The 18,178-nt window shown below is 32.5% G+C and carries 17 protein-coding genes; 11 read left to right on the plus strand and 6 right to left on the minus strand.

The window, feature by feature from the left end; translation table 11 throughout:
* Positions 1 to 167 precede the first annotated feature (167 nt).
* Positions 168 to 299 (minus strand): protein YhfH, encoded by a 132-nt coding sequence (gene yhfH, locus J5Y03_RS04945; protein ID WP_209403176.1) that lies wholly within the window; start codon positions 297 to 299, stop codon positions 168 to 170.
* A 461-nt stretch (positions 300 to 760) separates the two neighbouring features.
* On the opposite strand from yhfH, the gene J5Y03_RS04950 reads away from it, so the two are divergent.
* The 5 genes from J5Y03_RS04950 to J5Y03_RS04970 all read left to right on the plus strand — a co-directional run bounded on the left by J5Y03_RS04950 (position 761) and on the right by J5Y03_RS04970 (position 5,393).
* Positions 761 to 1,489 (plus strand): MBL fold metallo-hydrolase, encoded by a 729-nt coding sequence (locus tag J5Y03_RS04950; RefSeq protein WP_209403178.1) that lies wholly within the window; start codon positions 761 to 763, stop codon positions 1,487 to 1,489.
* 18 nt (positions 1,490 to 1,507) lie between these two features.
* Positions 1,508 to 2,497, plus strand: coding sequence for a lipoate--protein ligase (locus J5Y03_RS04955; protein ID WP_209403180.1), 990 nt, complete (start codon positions 1,508 to 1,510; stop codon positions 2,495 to 2,497).
* A gap of 221 nt (positions 2,498 to 2,718) precedes the next feature.
* On the plus strand, positions 2,719 to 4,251 hold the full coding sequence (locus tag J5Y03_RS04960; RefSeq protein ID WP_209403182.1) for a fatty acid--CoA ligase family protein: 1,533 nt from the start codon (positions 2,719 to 2,721) through the stop codon (positions 4,249 to 4,251).
* 282 nt (positions 4,252 to 4,533) lie between these two features.
* On the plus strand, positions 4,534 to 4,857 hold the full coding sequence (locus J5Y03_RS04965) for a hypothetical protein (RefSeq protein ID WP_209403184.1): 324 nt from the start codon (positions 4,534 to 4,536) through the stop codon (positions 4,855 to 4,857).
* Between the two features lie 125 nt (positions 4,858 to 4,982).
* Positions 4,983 to 5,393 carry a hypothetical protein gene (locus J5Y03_RS04970; protein ID WP_209403186.1) on the plus strand — a complete coding sequence of 137 codons (411 nt, stop codon included), beginning with the start codon at positions 4,983 to 4,985 and terminating at the stop codon, positions 5,391 to 5,393.
* Positions 5,394 to 5,542: 149 nt separating this feature from the next.
* Here the strand turns inward: J5Y03_RS04970 and J5Y03_RS04975 are convergent, their stop codons facing one another.
* Complete coding sequence (locus tag J5Y03_RS04975; protein ID WP_209403188.1) at positions 5,543 to 6,130, minus strand: SCO family protein; 588 nt, start codon at positions 6,128 to 6,130, stop codon at positions 5,543 to 5,545.
* A 163-nt stretch (positions 6,131 to 6,293) separates the two neighbouring features.
* Between J5Y03_RS04975 and J5Y03_RS04980 the strand changes: the two genes are divergently transcribed.
* A complete protein-coding gene (locus J5Y03_RS04980) occupies positions 6,294 to 7,559 on the plus strand; it encodes a M48 family metallopeptidase (RefSeq protein ID WP_245208765.1) in 1,266 nt (421 codons plus the stop codon).
* A 77-nt stretch (positions 7,560 to 7,636) separates the two neighbouring features.
* Here J5Y03_RS04980 and pstA read toward each other — a convergent pair whose 3' ends face one another.
* The 4 genes from pstA to J5Y03_RS05000 form a co-directional block, all read right to left on the minus strand.
* The gene (pstA, locus tag J5Y03_RS04985; RefSeq protein WP_209403190.1) at positions 7,637 to 8,512 is read right to left on the minus strand and encodes a phosphate ABC transporter permease PstA; all 876 of its coding nucleotides are present in this window, start codon (positions 8,510 to 8,512) and stop codon (positions 7,637 to 7,639) included.
* 1 nt (position 8,513) lies between these two features.
* The gene (pstC, locus tag J5Y03_RS04990; protein WP_245208766.1) at positions 8,514 to 9,437 is read right to left on the minus strand and encodes a phosphate ABC transporter permease subunit PstC; all 924 of its coding nucleotides are present in this window, start codon (positions 9,435 to 9,437) and stop codon (positions 8,514 to 8,516) included.
* A gap of 77 nt (positions 9,438 to 9,514) precedes the next feature.
* Positions 9,515 to 10,381, minus strand: coding sequence for a phosphate ABC transporter substrate-binding protein (locus J5Y03_RS04995; RefSeq protein WP_209403195.1), 867 nt, complete (start codon positions 10,379 to 10,381; stop codon positions 9,515 to 9,517).
* Between the two features lie 28 nt (positions 10,382 to 10,409).
* A complete protein-coding gene (locus tag J5Y03_RS05000) occupies positions 10,410 to 11,849 on the minus strand; it encodes a YncE family protein (protein WP_209403197.1) in 1,440 nt (479 codons plus the stop codon).
* Between the two features lie 243 nt (positions 11,850 to 12,092).
* Here J5Y03_RS05000 and aceB point away from each other — a divergent pair, with 243 nt between their 5' ends.
* The 5 genes from aceB to lepB all read left to right on the plus strand — a co-directional run bounded on the left by aceB (position 12,093) and on the right by lepB (position 18,178).
* Positions 12,093 to 13,679 (plus strand): malate synthase A, encoded by a 1,587-nt coding sequence (gene aceB, locus J5Y03_RS05005; RefSeq protein WP_209403199.1) that lies wholly within the window; start codon positions 12,093 to 12,095, stop codon positions 13,677 to 13,679.
* A 47-nt stretch (positions 13,680 to 13,726) separates the two neighbouring features.
* Complete coding sequence (gene aceA, locus J5Y03_RS05010; RefSeq protein ID WP_209403201.1) at positions 13,727 to 15,010, plus strand: isocitrate lyase; 1,284 nt, start codon at positions 13,727 to 13,729, stop codon at positions 15,008 to 15,010.
* Positions 15,011 to 15,667: 657 nt separating this feature from the next.
* Complete coding sequence (locus J5Y03_RS05015; protein WP_209403203.1) at positions 15,668 to 16,294, plus strand: competence protein ComK; 627 nt, start codon at positions 15,668 to 15,670, stop codon at positions 16,292 to 16,294.
* Positions 16,295 to 16,950: 656 nt separating this feature from the next.
* Positions 16,951 to 17,589 carry a TVP38/TMEM64 family protein gene (locus tag J5Y03_RS05020; RefSeq protein WP_209403205.1) on the plus strand — a complete coding sequence of 213 codons (639 nt, stop codon included), beginning with the start codon at positions 16,951 to 16,953 and terminating at the stop codon, positions 17,587 to 17,589.
* Positions 17,590 to 17,623: 34 nt separating this feature from the next.
* A complete protein-coding gene (gene lepB, locus J5Y03_RS05025) occupies positions 17,624 to 18,178 on the plus strand; it encodes a signal peptidase I (RefSeq protein ID WP_209403207.1) in 555 nt (184 codons plus the stop codon).

Here is an 18,178-nt window from a genome sequence, read left to right on the forward strand (position 1 = left end):
GCTTTAATTTCGAAACTATATTTTTGGAACTTCTGACCTTTTTTCGCCATAAGAAAACACCCCTTAAAGTCAATGTTGCCCAACTCTGGGTTTTTCAACATCTACTTTAAGGGGTGCAATCTACTTTAGATTGCTCTTTTTTTGCGTTTGGAAATAATAGTCTTTTATTAAAAAGTATTTTTTAAACAATTAGAGCAAGTGTTGTGATAACAATCATGTTGTTCTTCGATCGTTGTACCACAGTTAGCGCATTTTTTCTTTGGTAACGATTTTAAAAATTCTGACATCTTCTGAAGCATTCCAACCACTCCTTCTGGATTACTTACTAACATTGTATTAAAACACGATATGAAGTGTTAATCTGTATTAGTACAATTTTTAGAAAATTAATAATTTATATTGTCTGAAGTGATATTTAGGAAAGAATAGTCTTAGATAACAAGGGTATGTATATAATCACTGTACTAAGTCACATTTTTCTTATTGTTCTTTTTTAAAGATTGTTTTGCTTTCAGGTTGTGCATTTTAAAAGACAGAAGTTGATTGGAACGGAAGGATGCTCGACTCCTTTGGGAGATGCGGGAAGGCTGAGACCCCGCAGGAGCGTATGCGACGAGGAGGCTCAGCTCACGCCCCTAGGAAAGCGAGCATCCTGGAGTGGAAATTACACATACTAAATATCAACAATGTATACGAAAATATCCTTCTTTTTTAAACTCAATTATTTTAGTTATACTAAAGAAAGATAAGGAGTGAGAATATGAAAGTAACAGTCGTAGGTTATTGGGGTGGCTATCCTGAAAAAGGAGGGGCTACATCCTGCTATTTATTTGAAGAAAATGATTTTAAGTTAGTCGTAGATATTGGCTCTGGTGCACTTTCATTACTACCTAACTTTACGCAATTACAAGAAATAAATAGTGTACTAATCTCCCATTATCATCATGACCATATAGCAGATCTTGGGGTACTACAATATTTCAAATTAATTAATCAAGGAAATAATGCTTCTTTGTTACCAATCTACGGTCACAACCTTGATCAAGTAGGATTTACAAAATTAACACATCCTAATGCAACGGAAGGGATTGTTTACGATCCTAGTCAAAAGCTAACTGTTGGACCGTTTAATGTATCATTTTTAAAAACAAATCATCCGGTTGATTGTTTTGCAATGAGAATAGAAACTGCAAGTGCATCAGTTGTCTATACAGCAGATTCATCATATAAAGAAGAGTTTATTCCGTTTTCACTAGATGCAGATTTATTAATATGTGATTGCAATTTTTATGAACATCAAGATGGAACAAAAGCGGGGCACATGTCGAGTAAAGAAGTTGCAACAATTGCATCTAATGCGAATGTAAAAGAGTTATTACTATCGCATTTACCTCATTTTGGGACAATCGATGAATTAGTATTAGAAGCAAAAAAATATTATAATGGTCCTGTACAATTAGCCAAAACAGGGCTAATTTGGAAGAATTAAAACTGGGGGAAAATAAGTATGTTATTTCTTGATAATAAGGGTGTTACAGATCCAAGTTTAAATTTAGCAATGGAAGAATATGCTTTAAAAAATCTAGCTTCCGATGAGACATATTTTTTATTTTACATAAATCAACCATCTATTATTATTGGAAAAAATCAAAATACTGCTGAAGAAATTAACGCAAAGTATGTACATGATAATGATATAAAAGTTGTACGTAGACTATCGGGTGGTGGAGCGGTTTATCATGATTTAGGTAATTTAAACTTTAGTTTTATTACGAAGGATGATGGTAATAGCTTTCATAATTTCTTGAAATTCACGGAACCAGTTATTGAGGCTTTAAAAGAATTAGGCGTCAATGCGGAGTTAAGTGGACGCAATGATATTTTGGCAGAAGGCCGTAAAATTTCAGGGAATGCTCAATTTTCTACAAAAGGAAGAATGTTTAGTCATGGAACATTACTATTTGATAGTAATATTGATGAGGTTGTAAATGCTTTAAATGTAAAATTAGATAAAATACAATCAAAAGGCATAAAATCAGTTCGTAGTCGTGTTGCGAATATAAAAGAATTTTTAAAAGAAGATTTGACTATTGAAGAATTTAGACAACTATTGTTACGGTCAATTTTTAAAGAACAAGGTGAGATTCAAATTTATGAATGGACTGAAGAGGATATGAAAGCCATTCATGAACTTGCTGAAACAAGATATCGAAATTGGGACTGGAATTATGGAAAGTCTCCAAAATGTAACATCGGGCATAGTAAGCGTTTCTCTATAGGACAAGTTGATATTCGTTTAGATGTAAATAAAGGTATAATCGAAACTGTAAAAATTTACGGTGACTTTTTCGGAGTTGGAGAAGTTAGTGATATTGAAAGTCTGATTATTGGTACTCGTTATGATCAGCAAGAAATTAAAAATAAACTAAAAGAGATTGATTTAAAATATTATTTCGGAAACATTTCTGAGGATGAATTTTATAGTTTATTCTTTTAATAACAATGAGGTGATGCGTTGATGCATTACCTTTTTTTATTGTTATTTTTTGAAGTTATCTTTTATTTTACTAGGTTTTTTAGAAATAAATATTATCAGTCAGATAATAGTTTTTAATTTTCAGAAAAATTATCTTTATTCCATGCTTGTCAATAAAGTTTTCTGGCAATATAATATATTTAGAATATTTTAAAAAGTATTAAAATAAAGGAGGTATTACCTTGAATTTAGTACAAAAATTATCTGAAACAGCTATGAATCATCCTGAAGATATCGCCGTTTTTTTTGAAGGGCAACAAATTACATACAAAACGTTAGATTCTTTAATTACAAGATTTGCTTGTGGTTTATCAAAATTAGGTATTCAAAAAGGTGATAATGTAGCATTAGTAGTTGGGAATTCCCCGCATTTTATTATTTCATTGTACGGTGCATTGAAAGTGGGGGCCTCGGTCATTCCAATAAATCCTTTATACACTCCAGATGAACTACTATACATTCTTACAAATGGGGATGCAAAAGCAGTCATTACATTAGATTTATTACTTCCACTTGTTGAAAAAGCATCTCAAGTCCTAACAAAAGTAGAACACTATATTATTTGTGAAACGAAGCAGGGTGAGGAGCCAGTTTTATCTGGCGAAAAGTTGAAAACGTTTACAACGATAATTGGCTTAGGAGATACAACTTTTGGGCAGCCAGAAATACATGAAGATGATATTGCGGTTATTTTGTATACTTCTGGTACGACTGGAAAGCCAAAAGGGGCAATGTTAACTCATAAAAATATGTATTCAAATGCAATTGATACTAGCAGATTTTTATCAATATCAAGTAAAGATCGAGTCATTGCAACACTACCAATGTTTCATGTGTTCTGTTTAACAGTTGCACTTAATGCACCTTTAATGGCAGGAGGAAGTGTGATTGTTGTTCCAAGATTCAGTCCAAAAGAAATTTTCCATATTACAAAAGAATTAGGAGCAACAGTTTTTGCTGGAGTACCTACAATGTATAATTTCATGTATCAATATCCAGATGGACAGCCAGAAGATTTAAAAACGTTCAGAATTTGTATTTCAGGTGGTTCTTCATTACCCGTGGCTTTACTTGAAAATTTTGAAAGAAAGTTTAATGTTCAAGTCTCAGAAGGCTATGGATTGTCAGAAGCTGCTCCGGTTACATGCTTTAATCCTTTAGACAAAAGAAAAGCTGGATCAATCGGAAAGAATATAAATAATGTTATTAACAAAGTCGTAAATGAGTTAGGTGAGGAAGTACCTGTTGGTGAAGTTGGCGAGCTGATTGTAAAAGGTCCTAATGTCATGAAAGGGTATTATAAAATGCCAGAGGATACTGCAAAAACATTACGTGATGGCTGGCTTTATACAGGTGATTTAGCAAGAATGGATGAAGATGGCTACTTCTTTATTGTTGATCGTAAAAAAGAAATGATACTCGTTGGAGGCTATAATGTCTATCCACGTGAAGTAGAAGAAGTAATCTATAATCATTCAGATGTTGTTGAAGTAGCAGTAATTGGAGTACCAGATGAGAACTTAGGAGAAAGTGTAAAGGCGTATGTTGTCTCGAAGAATCCGTCTCTTTCTGAAGAAGAGTTAATTGAGTACTGTAAAATTCATCTAGCAAAATATAAAGTGCCTTCATCGATTGAATTCATTGAAGAACTTCCAAAAAATTCAACTGGAAAAATTTTGCGTAGAGCTTTAAAAGAAGAATTACAGACTAAATGATAGTGGTAAGGCATTCCTGAATGATTACATTTTGGGAATGCTTTTTGTTACTTGTTTTTTTGAGTGACATAAGTTACTTTCTGCTTTGGCAAAATAAACTATCGAATCATTTGAAAGAATTATAGAGGTTTCATGCGTACTTAGTACATTGGAAATAAACAAATCATTAAGGTTGAGAAACGTTGTATTTTGACACAAAACTTTGAATATTCAGGCCTTATTAATCTGAAATAGAGTATAATCAATAAAAATGAGGTTCTTTGAACAGAAAGGAATGAAAGAATGAAGAAACTTATTTTCGCTGTAATTACGATAGGAATATTATTTGGTTTAACATGGTTTGTAGCAGACTTTATGCATGGTAAAATGATCGAATATGCCTTTATCGTAGGTCTAATTGTCACTTTTAGCATTAAGTTTTTTACAAGTAGTGGAGGATTTTCATCTGATAATGCGAGGCTAATTGCTCAATCACAAACAGGAATAAAAGTAAAAGATGAACCTACAGTTCATATTGAAGGTAAATCATTTTCGTTTATAGTGTCACTTTTATTTACAATTGTATCTTTATTTGTAACTGTAATTTATTATTGGAAAGAATTTTGAATTAAAATAGTAAAACAAAAAAACTCGCTTAGTTATGGCGAGTTTTAAATTTGTCCAATTTTAGTAATAATGCCTCACATTTCATAATAAGATGAAATATCTTTGTATGAAATGTGGTGAATAAAATGAAAAACGATAATATTTATCAAATTACAGAGGAAATGTTAGCTGATTATTATGATTTAAGCCAACGAAAAAAAGAGATTGAATATCGAATGGAAGAGTTAAAGAAAATTTTTCATGGATATTTTGATCTTGAAGTTGGACAGAATGCGAATGGCGAAATTGAAATGGAACATTTTAAAGTACAGCGAACGATTAGGAACACTGAAAAATTTGATGATGCAGAAACAGTTTATAGACTTGAAGAATTAAAATTAAATGATCTTGTTCAGATCATAAAAAAACCAGATGGAGAAAAAATAAAATCGGCTATTCATCTTGGGTTTTTAGATGAAAAAGATCTTGAAGGTTGTATAGTAACCAATTCTACTCAAGCCATTTATGTTAAACCATTAAAATCAACTAAATATTGAAATGTTTGAAGGAAGTTAAACAACAAGAGAAGGATAAAATACTCCTTCTCTTGTTGTTTGTTTCAATTAGTTGTAGTTAAGCTGGTTACTTCCGTTTTTCGACTTGTCTAGTTCCCAAGAGCTAAACAAGGAGCCTCCGCTTTTCAATTTTATTGTACTGTCTTAAGTATTTGATTTTGCACATCATTAGTTTTGAATCCATTTTCGCCCATTCCAAAGCGATCAACAACGTTACCTTTTGGGTCTATTAAGTATGTTTGAGTAGTGTGAACAAGCATACCACCACCTGCATCTCGGTACATAAATTGTAGTTTTTCAGTAATTTTCTTTGTATCTTTTTCAGAGCCCCTTAGTATATGCCATCCATTTGTTTTATGCATTTGAAAGGTTTGGGCATATTTTTGTAATTGATTAGTATTATCTCGTTTAGGATCGATCGTCATTGTAATAAATTCAATTTTAGAAGGGAATACTTTTTTTGCTTGTAAATGATCACGAAGTTTTTCCATTTTATAAGTTGTAGATGGGCATATATCAGCGCAATTTAAATAGACAAACTCAACCAATCTATACTTTTTGGGTTGCCCGGTTAAGGAAAATGAATGATCTTGATCATCGACTAGTGTAATGTTTTTTGGAAAATAGGAAGTATCTTTTTGGTAAAATCCAAAATAATAAACACCTATTCCAATGAGAGAAAAAATACATGAAAAAATAATAATGTAAAATTTATTCATTTTTTACCACCCTTATTAGAACTTTCTGATTATATCATATAAAATTAGAGAAACTGATTATATACTAATGTGTGTAAATTATTGAACAATGTGTGAACTTAAGGAATAGAATCGTTCTTAAAAATCGGACAAAGTTGAAATGATGTTAATAGGGGGGATTCATTTGATCGAAGAAAAGATGAAAAAGGTGAACAAATACATACTATATGGTTATTTAATCTATATAGCATTCATTTTATGCTACTTTTATGTGTTCACTAATCCATCAATACCAGTAACGTTAAAAGGGACTGTTATGGACCCATCTACATTTATGAATAAGAAACAGCTAGAAATTAGTACAACATATAGTACGATAAAAAATGTGATTTACTTTATTAGTCTTCCATTTGACTGGTTTGTTTTTTTGTGGATTATCAGTAGTGGATTTGCGAAAAGAACAGGTGAACGGTTAGAGAAATTAACAAAGTTTCGTTCTATCCAAATACTACTATTCTTTTTCTTTGTCTCAATCAGTACATATCTTGTAACGTATCCAGTTGATGTCATTCGATTTTTCCTATCGAAGCATTATCATATAAATACTCAAACCTTTCCAAGTTGGATGAAAGATCAAGTGATCGACTTTTGGGTTAATTTTATCATTATGTATTTGGTCGTATATGTGGTGTTATGGTTAATGAAGAAGAGACCTAAAAGATGGTGGTTTACGGTTTGGTTGTTAAGTATCCCATTTACAGTTTTTTTAACATTTATTCAGCCGGTTGTAATTGATCCACTGTACAATCAGTTTTATCCATTAAAGGACAAAGCACTTGAAAAGGAAATTATGACATTGGCTCATAAAGCAAATATTCCAGCGAAGCGAGTGTATGAAGTGGATATGTCGACAAAGACAACGACCTATAATGCGTATGTTACGGGAATTGGAAATAATGCTCGTATTGTTTTATGGGATACAACAATAAATGGTCTAAAGGATGATGAAATCTTGTTCATCATGGCTCACGAGATGTCTCACTATATTAAGAAGGATATCTATACATCAATGTTTGGTGGAATTGCTGGAAGTTTAATTGGATTATATTTAATTGATTGGTTAATAAGAAGGGTATATAAAAATCGAAATGCTTATGAAAAAGTTACAATGGTTCATTTGACATTATTTTTATTGTTTAGTTCATTGCTTAGCTTTGCAGCGACTCCGATCGAAAACGCTATTTCACGCCATGCTGAAAAAGTTGCTGACTTATATGCTGTTAAACTTACAAAAGACCCTGAAGCTGGAGTAACAGCTTTTCAAAAATTAACAGAAAATAGTTTAACTCAGGTGAATCCACCTGGATTAGTTAAGTTCTTTCGATACGACCATCCTACTATGTTAGAGCGTATAACTTATATTGAAAATGCTGTACCACAGAAGAAGTAGTTAGGAATAAATATGTAAGCATATATAGAAGAATAGAACCCCACCTGACAAAGGTTGGGGTTCTACTTATGAGAAGACTATTTACGTTTAATCATAAACGGTAAACGGATGATTAGCGATAAAAGTAGTACAATAACTACTAACAAAGCTGCTGCCTGATCAGCGATTTTAGTTGCATCCGGTACTACAGCTGCAGATAAAACATACCATAATTGAACTGGCAAGGTTGCACCAGGAGCGGTTAAAGAAAAGTCCCACATTTTGTCTGAAGCACTAGTACCACCGGCTAATAAAATAATGGCAGATTCACCTAATGCACGACAAGCTGCTAATGAAATACCTGTAAAAATTCCTTTTAATGCTGCAGGGATAATGACTGTAATGATACAAGTTGCCTTAGAAGCACCAAGAGCGTAAGATGCTTCACGAAATGAAGAGGGAACACTACGTAATGATTCCTCTGTAACTCTTGTAAGAACAGGTAAATTTAAGAATGATAATGTTACAGCAGCACCAATTACTGTTAATCCAATATTGAAAACTTGTACAAATAATACATAACCAAATAATCCAAAAAGTATAGAAGGGACAGAGGCTAAAGCTTCTACACAAGTACTAATCCATTCGGTTAATTTATTTTTTTTAGCATATTCAGCTAAGTAGATCCCAGCACCAAGTCCAATTGGAATCGAAATTAGTAGTGATAGTAATAAGATATAAAAACTATTAAGTAAGAAAGGTCCAACACCACCACCAGCTAACATTTCATCCGGTAAACCAACTAAGAAGTGCCAATTAATTGTAAATAATCCATTTTTGACGATTCTACCTAATAATGCTAGTACTAATGCTAAAACCGAAAATGTAAAAACAGTAATCAAGGATTTATATAATTTATTTAAACGATTATTCCGTTTAATCGATGAATTCAAGTTTAATGGAGTATGCTTCACGTTATTGAACTCCTTTGTTTCGTAATTTTCGAACAATGACAATTAATAGCAATGAAATACATAATAAAAGGAAAGCCATCATATACAGTGCGTAATTCCAAGTAGAATCGAATGCTACATCCTGTATTTGCATAACTATATTACTTGTTAGTACAGCTGTTGGTGTTGTCAATGTATGTGCCAATTGAGCTGTATTTCCAATAACCATAACAACTGCCATTGTTTCTCCGATTGCGCGAGCCATTCCTAAAACAACTGCTGTTGTAATACCTGAAAGGGAAGAAGGGATTAGCACTCTTCGGATCATTTGAATATGGGTACTTCCAAGGCCGAAGCTAGCCTCTTTTAATTCATTTGGTACAGATAAAAATGAATCTTCTGTAATTTTTGCAACAGTAGGTATACACATAACACTTAAAACAAGTGCTGCTGCTAATAGGCCATCACCAATAGAAGTATGGAATGTATCACGAATAAAAGGTACTAATAAAGTAGCTCCTAAATAACCATAAACAATTGACGGAATCCCAACTAGAATATCAAGGACCAACCCAATAATGTTACTTAGCCACTTTGGAGCAAATTCTGAATTATAAATAGCAATACAAAGAGAGATTGGCACAGTAATTAACATAGTTAGTGCCGTTAAACTAAAAGTTCCAATAACAAAAATGCCTGCTCCAAAATGATTTGATTCAGGTTTCCAATTTAGAGAAAAGAAAAAATGATTTGGTGAAACGTCTTTAAAAACTAGTAATCCAGTTTTACCAATAAATAGAACAATGGCTAAAAGAATTAGTCCTAACAATAAGGAACTAGTTATACAAGCAATAAAATATGATCGATTAAAAAATGATGTTTGTAAAAATGAAGTCTTTTTTTTAATTTTAGTGTTTGATTCTTCTTGGAGTAAAGGAATTGCCATTTTGAAAACCCCCATGTTCATAATATAAGATACAAGCCCCATTAGACTTGGGGCTTGTATCTACTTATTTATCTGTATTATTTTGCTTGTTTGAAAGGAACGAATTTTAGGCTAGAAAGTGTTGTGTTTTGGAATTTACTGCCTTGGATATAATCAATGAATTTTTTGTTAGCACCAGTAGCATTTCCTTTAGTTAATAAATAGCCATATGCCCAAACTTTATATGTACCATTTTTAACATTTGTGATAGATGGTTTTACATTATTTAAACTTAAAGCTTTTACATTACCACCAACATAAGCTAAGTCAACAAAGCCGATAGCATATTTATCTGATCCGATAGAGCTTACCATTGAACCACTGCTTGCTTGTTCTTTGTAATTCCCACCAGACATAAAATCTTCACCATTTAAAGCTTTTGCTTGGAAGTTTAAACGAGTACCAGAACCAATTTTACGGTTGTTTACGATGATATCATGATCAGGACCGCCAACTTCTTTCCAGTTAGTGATTTTACCTGTGAAGATTTTTTGTAATTGAGCTGTAGTTAAATTTGATACAGGGTTATCCTTATTTACAATTGCAGCAAATGGAGTTGCTGAAACTTTATAAGCAACAAGTCCGCTAAATGCTTTAAATCCACCTTGTGCTTTTGTTGCATCCCAGTCACATGCACCGATTGTTGCAGCACCTTTTTCTACAGCTTGCGGGCCAGCGATAGAAGAAGAAGCTGAAACTAAAACACTTACGCTAGGATTAGATTTAATGAATTCTTTTTTAGCTTGACTTACTAAAGGTAGTAAAGCAGATGATCCAGCTACGACTACTTTATTACTATTAGACGCAGCACCTACAGTTTTATTATTTACAAATGTAGTTCCGATACCAAAAGCTAAAGAAGTTGTTAAAGCTGCCACTGTAATTTTTTTTGCAATATTTTTCATTTTTTTTCCCTCCAAAATGGTTTTATATTTATTTTGTAATTTGGAATACTTTTCCGTTAGCTTCATAAGCAACTTTTTCAGAACCATCTTCACCATAAGTGAAAGTGATTGAATTACTATTCATTGCTTCGATTGAATTAATCGTTTGAGATGTTGAGAATAATGATTTTAATGTCCAATCTTTTGTTAATTGAACTACTTGATCTCCATTTTTCTTAGGAATTACCAATAAGATATCTCCATTAGCTGCTTTTGTAATAGAACGAGCTGGATTATCAGCAAGGACTAATAATTGCTTTGTAGCACCAGTTGCGTGATCAATTAACATTAATTTTTCTGGAGCTGAATCATCATCAGTATTTTTAGTGATGTATAGAAGGTCTCCATTAGCTAAAGTTGTAGCAAAAGCCTTATTTTCAGTTGGAGCTGTTGTCAATTGAACAGCTTTTTTATCAGCTGAAGTTGTATCATAAGAGAATAATTCATTTGATGCTTTACTCTCATCTTGACCTGAATAATCTCCATTAGGATCAGTTGTAGTAGAGAATTGTGACTCAACTTTATAAGCAAATTTTAAAGGTGCTTCACTAAGAACAATTAGGTCTTGTTTGAATTTTACTCCATCAGTTACAACATCCGTTACGCTATTATCAGCAAGGTTTAAAACTGAAACAATTTCATTGTTACCACCTTTAAGGAAGTAAACTTTACTGTTATCTTTTGACCAAACTAACCCAGTTTTTGGATCATCGCTTTTGTCATTTACTAACGTTTTTCCAGTCGTAAAATCATAAACATTGATAAATCCATCTTCATCAACGAAAGCAGCTTTATTTCCGTTTGGAGAAACGACTGAAACACCAAATGGTAATGTTTTTTCTACTTTAAATGTCACTGGATTAACAAGATAAGATACAGCACCATCATCAGTATCAGCTTTTAGAAGTAGTTTGTTACCAGCGACAAATTGTGCATCGTTAATGTCACCTTGTAATAAATTACTTGATGTAATAAATAAATCAGATGTATTTTCAGTTTTAATGATTTCTTTACCAATCATTTTTACAAATGATTGAACATCACCAAAAGGAATATTATTTACTGAAGTAACCACAAAGTTTACTTTTTTATTATTTAACATCGTAATATTTGTTTTTAAATTAATGACTAAGTTAATTTTGTTCTTACCTGCTGTTGTACTAAATGTCATTGTATTTGCTTTTTGGTTATATACACTTGAAATCTTTAAACCACTGCTAATTTCATTTAAAGAAAATAACATTTTTCCATTGTAGTTAATTGCGCTAACTTTCTTAAAAGAACCATCAATTGAAACTTGTTGTTTCGTTGTTACATATTTTACAGATGAAATTTTTGTTTCAGCATGTGCACGATCTTGATGGAATAGTCCAGATTGACTTGTTAATAAAGCTGAAGCAACAATAAATGCAGGTAATGCTTTTTTCATTTACTTTCCCCCTCGGATTATTAAGGAATATGTATTATTCCTAGTTCACAAATCCATCTTACTACCCAAATGTTGATATAATATTAAGAAAAAATTTAAAATTGTAAATTGATAGTAAATAAATATAAAGACTTTGTCGAATTTTCTTGAAATTATAAAAATGAAAAGAAGTATCGTTTTCTTGGTTCTGTTATATAATAATTTAAAATAAATTAATCTGTTATATAACTAAGGAGGATGGAAATGGCGATAGATCTTTCGGATATTAAAATCATTGGAAACAGTCTAGAAGGTGGAAATGAAATTCTTACAAAAGAAGCATTATTGTTTTTAGGAAAACTTCACAGTCAGTTTGAGGATAGAAGACAGGCCTTATTATTAAATAGAAAAGAAAGAATGGACAAGTTGAAAAATGGAGAAAGCCTCCACTTTCTAGACGAGACAAAAGATGTTCGAGAAGGCGAATGGACAATTGGTCCACTTCCGAGTGATTTACAGAACCGAAGAGTAGAAATTACTGGTCCTGTTGATCGTAAAATGGTCATTAATGCTTTGAATTCAGATGCATTTGTTTTTATGGCTGACTTTGAAGACGCTACGTCACCGACATGGGAAAACATAATGAATGGCCAAATCAATTTACGTGACGCTGTGAACCGCACCATTTCTTTTTCTTCAAATGGAAAAACGTATCATTTAAAAGATAAAACGGCTACTTTAGTTGTAAGGCCACGTGGTTGGCATTTAAATGAAAAACACATTCTAGTTAATGGGCAACAAATGTCTGGTAGTTTAGTAGATTTTGGACTTTATTTTTTTCATAATGTTAATCAATTGTTAACAAATGGATCAGGACCGTACTTTTACTTGCCTAAGATGGAAAGTTATTTAGAAGCTAGGTTCTGGAATGATGTATTTATATTTGCACAAGAATACTTGAATATACCAAGAGGAACAATCAAAGCAACTGTATTAATAGAAACAATTGCAGCAGCTTTTGAAATGGAAGAAATTTTATTCGAATTGAGAGAGCATTCTGCAGGCTTTAACTGTGGGAGATGGGATTATATTTTTAGTGTTATAAAAATGCTTCGATATGATAAAAAGTGTATTTTACCCGATCGTTCTGAAGTAACAATGGAATCACCGTTTATGAGGGCATATTCACAAAAAGTAATTCAAGTTTGTCACAGGAGGAATGCACCCGCAATCGGAGGAATGGCAGCTCAAATCCCTATTAAAGGTGATGAAGAGAAAAATGCAGCAGCCTTTTCGAAAGTAAGACTAGATAAAGAACGTGAAGCGCGTGACGGACACGACGGTACATGGGTTGCTCACCCAGGGTTAGTTCCTGTTGCTCTAAACGTATTTGATGAGTTGATGCTTACGCCGAATCAAATTCATGTAAAACGTGATGATGTAAATGTAAAAGAAGAAAATTTATTAGAACTACCAATTGGAAAAATTACAGAACAAGGGTTACGTACAAATATCACCGTTGCTATCCAATACATTGAAGCATGGCTTGGTGGGAAAGGTGCGGTCCCTTTATATAACTTAATGGAAGATGCTGCAACAGCGGAAATCTCTCGTGCTCAAATTTGGCAATGGATTCGCCATGAAAAAGGCGTATTAGAGAACGGAGAAAAAATCACATTAAATCTAGTTCATACGTTGAAAAACGAGGAAATGAACAAGCTACAGCATGAAATTGGAATGGAACGGTATAATAGCGGTCGTTTTTCTGAGGCAATTACATTGTTTGATCATTTAATTGAAGAAGATGACTTTGAAGATTTCTTAACATTGAAGGGGTACGATTATTTATAAAGATAAATTTCTGAAAAATATGAAAATAATTTCGGAGGGAAGATAAAATGAATCGTGAACAACGCATTATAGCTTTACAGGAAAATTGGGAGTTGGATGAACGCTGGAACGGAATTACTCGTCCTTATCGTGCTGAAGAAGTAATAAGGCTAAGAGGATCGATTGATATTGACTATACTTTAGCAAGGAATGGTTCAGAAAAATTATGGAAGTTACTACATGAAGAAAGTTACATTTCTTCATTAGGTGCATTAACTGGGAATCAGGCGATTCAACAAGTTAAAGCTGGGCTTAAAGCAATTTACTTAAGTGGATGGCAAGTTGCTGCTGATGCCAATTTATCAGGACATATGTACCCAGACCAAAGTCTTTATCCAGCAAATTCAGTACCAGCAGTTGTAAAAAGAATAAATCAAGCATTCCAACGTGCAGATCAAATTCAATATGTTGAAGGTGTAGAAGAAATAGATTACTTTGCACCAATTGTTGCAGATGCTGAGGCAGGATTTGGCGGACAATTAAACGTATTCGAACTGATGAAAAGTATGATTGAGGCAGGTGCAGCAGCTGTTCATTTTGAAGATCAATTGTCATCAGAGAAAAAATGCGGCCATCTTGGAGGAAAAGTCCTATTACCAACACAGACAGCCATTCGAAATTTAATTTCTGCTCGACTGGCAGCTGATGTAATGGGAGTGTCAACACTTATAGTGGCTCGAACAGATGCAGATGCTGCTGATTTAATCACAAGTGATATTGATCCAGTTGATCAACAATTCATTACTGGAGAAAGAACAACTGAAGGCTTTTATCGTACTAGAGCAGGATTAGATCAAGCAATAGCTAGAGGTTTAGCTTATGCACCATATGCTGACTTAGTATGGTGTGAAACATCTGAACCAAATTTAGAAGATGCAAAACGTTTTGCAGATGCGATTCATGCAAAGTTCCCTGGTAAATTACTCGCATATAATTGTTCACCCTCTTTTAATTGGAAGAAAAAATTGGATGATGAAACAATCGAAACGTTCCAACAACAAATTGCAGAAATGGGATACAAATTCCAATTTGTCACATTAGCAGGTTTTCATGCCTTAAACTTTGGGATGTTTGAACTTGCACGGAAATATAAAGAACGTGGAATGGGAGCATATTCAGAACTACAACAAGCTGAATTTACAAGTGAGCAATTTGGTTACACTGCTACTAGACACCAGAGAGAAGTAGGAACTGGTTATTTTGATGAAGTAGCACAAATTATAACAGGTGGAACTTCATCAACAACAGCATTAAAAGGTTCAACTGAAGAAGAACAATTTACGGGTAAATAATATGAGTAGTCATCCAATAAATGCTTTGGGTGACTTTTCTTTTTTATTTGCTCTGCTTGACTAAAATCCTGATATTAAAGACTGTTTAAATATAATAGTCTTATTACAACCTTTTCTAAAAGATTATTGTTTTAAAAGATTATCTTATAGGTAACTGTTGATAAAGAAGTTGATTGGAACGGAAGGTGCGAGACTCCTGTGGGAGCAGCGGGACAGGTGAGACCCCGCAGGAGCGATAGCGACGAGGAGGCTCACCGCCCGCCCCAAGGAAAGCGAGCATCCTGAAGTGGAAATCAACTTCTCCTCGTAAATATCGAAAATAACCGAGCTGAAAAATTAAAAAATAGAGCTGAAATTCCTAGTTAATAAGATTGATGTGAACATTTTTACTTATTTTTGTTTTGTATCGGTAATAGGTAAAGAAGTAATAAGTAGTGAAATGTTATTTTAAAAAAATATGAATATTTTGTTAAAAATTCTGATAATTTGTATTTTTATGTAAAAATTATGATAACATGTCACTAACAACGTAGAATAATCATTGTTTTAACTGCGAGACAATATAGAAAATCTATTCATTTAAAGATTTTTAAAAATAGTATATAGAATTGGATTTTGTATGACTATTGTCTCATCTACTAAAAAGGAGGAATTTATTTGTACAATTATACTAGAGTAGAGAAAGGAATTAATGTATTAAACCCGACCACTGATCGTGTAAAAGTTTTGGTTGATTATGAGATTAATAAATACACGATGTTGATTATGGCGGAATATACCGTTGATCATGCAGTTATTTCAAAAGTGTTTGAAACAGAAGAAGTTTTTTATGTATTGCTAAAACCGATGGAAATTATTGAAAGAAGCTGTGCCTATTTCGGAAGTAGTTATAAAGGAAGAAAAGAAGGCACAAAAAGAATGATTTCCATTTCCCATAAGGCACCAATTGCGATTAGCGCAACAAATCAAATCTTCGTTTTTCCCACAACTTCCTCTAAAAAGAATGAATGTACTTGGATTTCTCATCAGCATGTAAATCAGTTTAGAGGTGGACGTTTTAATCGAACGATTGTACGATTTTCAAATGAATTAGAAATTGAATTAGATATTTCGAAAGGTTCTTTTGAAAACCAGTTATATCGTACAGCACATTTAAGAGCAATTTTTGAAGAACGAATGAAATGTCCATCAAAACCGAAAAAGAATTACACCTTAATTCCAAATCAAGATATCAACACATATATTAAAAATGTGTTAGTAAGTGAAGACTGCCATCAGGTATAATGTAATAATTATATTTTTAAGCTGTTTTCTTATACTTTAATACTATTAAAAATGTGATAAGTTGATTTCCGCTTCAATCAACTTCATGATCAGCAATTTACTATTAAAAAATAATAAAAAAACAATCTATTAAAATAGATCCTATTTTTAACAAAAATCCTTATTTCTTAATGGATAAGGATTTTTTATTTTGAGTTAAAAGAATAGGATAAGCTTCTATAAAATAAAATTTTACTAACTGGTTTAAATAGGCTCTTTTTATAAAGATTGTTGCTTTTAGGGATTGTAATTTAAAAGACAGAAGTTGATTGGAACAGAAGGGTGAAGGGCTTCTGTGGGAGATGCGGGAAGGCTGAGACCCCACAGGAGCGATAGCGACGAGGAGGCTCAGCTCACGCCCCTAGGAAAGCGAGCATCCTGGAGTTGTAATCAACTAACGCATTCTAAAATAGCAAAAATGTATACGAAAACAGCCTTTAAATTGAAAAATAAGATAGGAGAAAATTAGATAAAAAGAACGATTTTAATCTGAAATAAAAATTTCTAAGATCAAGTTAAAGGGATTTAAATGAATTTATTGAAATAATTAATAGATGTGTTAATGTAAAGAGTAAGACAGTTAAGTGTTAATAAGGGCTTAAGGAGATACTTACTTCATGGATTTCTATAGTATAAAGGGATTTTTTACAGAGGCACATTTCTTAGAATTAATTGATCACTATCGAGGATTTGGACCGCTAATTGGTATATCTTTACCATTAATAGAAGCTTTTTTTCCAATACTTCCTCTTGTTGTATTTGTTTTAGCAAATTCAGTTGCTTTTGGACCATTTTTAGGTTTCATTTATTCGTGGCTTGGTTCATGTTTAGGTTCAATTTTATTGTTCTATTTAGTTCGTAAATTTGGGCAAAAGCGCTTTTATAATTTTTTGAATAAACATCCAAAAGCAAGTAATGCAATTAAATGGATTGAAAAACGTGGATTTGGTCCTATATTTTTATTGTTTTGTTTTCCGTTTTCGCCATCATTTTTAATTAATATTGTTGCAGGTATTTCAAAAATTAATATAAAACAATTTATTATTGCTTTAGTACTTGGAAAATTTACATTGATTGCGATCATTAGTTATTTAGGAAAGCATATTACATCCGTCTTTCATGATCCAAGGAAAGCAACAGTTACAGTTATATTAATTGCAGTTTTATGGGTTGTTGGAAAAGTGATTGAAAAAAGAATGAACTTCAATGAGAAAACTCCCTCAGACACTGATCAAACTCAACCTTCTGACGAGTAATCGTACGATTCGTTATTTAAAGGGGAGACACTGAGTGAAGGTGAAGAAATTTGTTTTAGATTGGGGTAAAGCAATAATTGTTGGATTGGTAATTGCGTTTCTTGTAAGGAATTATTTATTTTCAACATATGTCGTTGATGGAGAATCGATGATGCCAACTCTTCAGAATGGTAACTTACTAGTTATTAATAAAATTGGGTATCAAATTAGTGATTTAAACAGGTTCGATGTGATTGTTTTTCATGCCAACAAAAAAGAAGATTATGTTAAACGAATTATTGGTTTACCTGGAGATTCGATTGAGTACAAGAAAGATCATTTATATATAAATAATAAACAATATTCAGAACCATACTTAGATCAGTATAAAAAGAACTTAAATGGTAGAAGTTTTACAGGTGATTTCACGTTAAAAGAAATTACTGGTAAAACAGTGGTACCTCCTGGCTATATTTTTGTAGAAGGAGATAATCGTCCGAAAAGTTACGACAGCCGTTTGTTTGGTTTCGTAAAAATTGATAAAATTGTTGGTAAGGTAGATGTACGTTATTGGCCATTATCGAAATTCAATATAGATTTTTACAAATAA

It is taken from the genome of Gottfriedia endophytica, assembly GCF_017814275.1.
Classification (GTDB): domain Bacteria; phylum Bacillota; class Bacilli; order Bacillales; family Bacillaceae_G; genus Gottfriedia; species Gottfriedia endophytica.

Coding starts and splice junctions, on each gene's coding strand:
- J5Y03_RS04975 (WP_209403188.1), bottom strand. CDS start 6,130: ATGAATAAATTTTACATTATTATTTTTTCATGTATTTTTTCTCTCATT.
- J5Y03_RS04995 (WP_209403195.1), bottom strand. CDS start 10,381: ATGAAAAATATTGCAAAAAAAATTACAGTGGCAGCTTTAACAACTTCT.
- J5Y03_RS04950 (WP_209403178.1), top strand. CDS start 761: ATGAAAGTAACAGTCGTAGGTTATTGGGGTGGCTATCCTGAAAAAGGA.
- aceB (WP_209403199.1), top strand. CDS start 12,093: ATGGCGATAGATCTTTCGGATATTAAAATCATTGGAAACAGTCTAGAA.
- aceA (WP_209403201.1), top strand. CDS start 13,727: ATGAATCGTGAACAACGCATTATAGCTTTACAGGAAAATTGGGAGTTG.
- J5Y03_RS05000 (WP_209403197.1), bottom strand. CDS start 11,849: ATGAAAAAAGCATTACCTGCATTTATTGTTGCTTCAGCTTTATTAACA.
- J5Y03_RS05020 (WP_209403205.1), top strand. CDS start 16,951: ATGGATTTCTATAGTATAAAGGGATTTTTTACAGAGGCACATTTCTTA.
- pstC (WP_245208766.1), bottom strand. CDS start 9,437: ATGGCAATTCCTTTACTCCAAGAAGAATCAAACACTAAAATTAAAAAA.
- J5Y03_RS04965 (WP_209403184.1), top strand. CDS start 4,534: ATGAAGAAACTTATTTTCGCTGTAATTACGATAGGAATATTATTTGGT.
- J5Y03_RS04970 (WP_209403186.1), top strand. CDS start 4,983: ATGAAAAACGATAATATTTATCAAATTACAGAGGAAATGTTAGCTGAT.
- J5Y03_RS04955 (WP_209403180.1), top strand. CDS start 1,508: ATGTTATTTCTTGATAATAAGGGTGTTACAGATCCAAGTTTAAATTTA.
- yhfH (WP_209403176.1), bottom strand. CDS start 299: ATGCTTCAGAAGATGTCAGAATTTTTAAAATCGTTACCAAAGAAAAAA.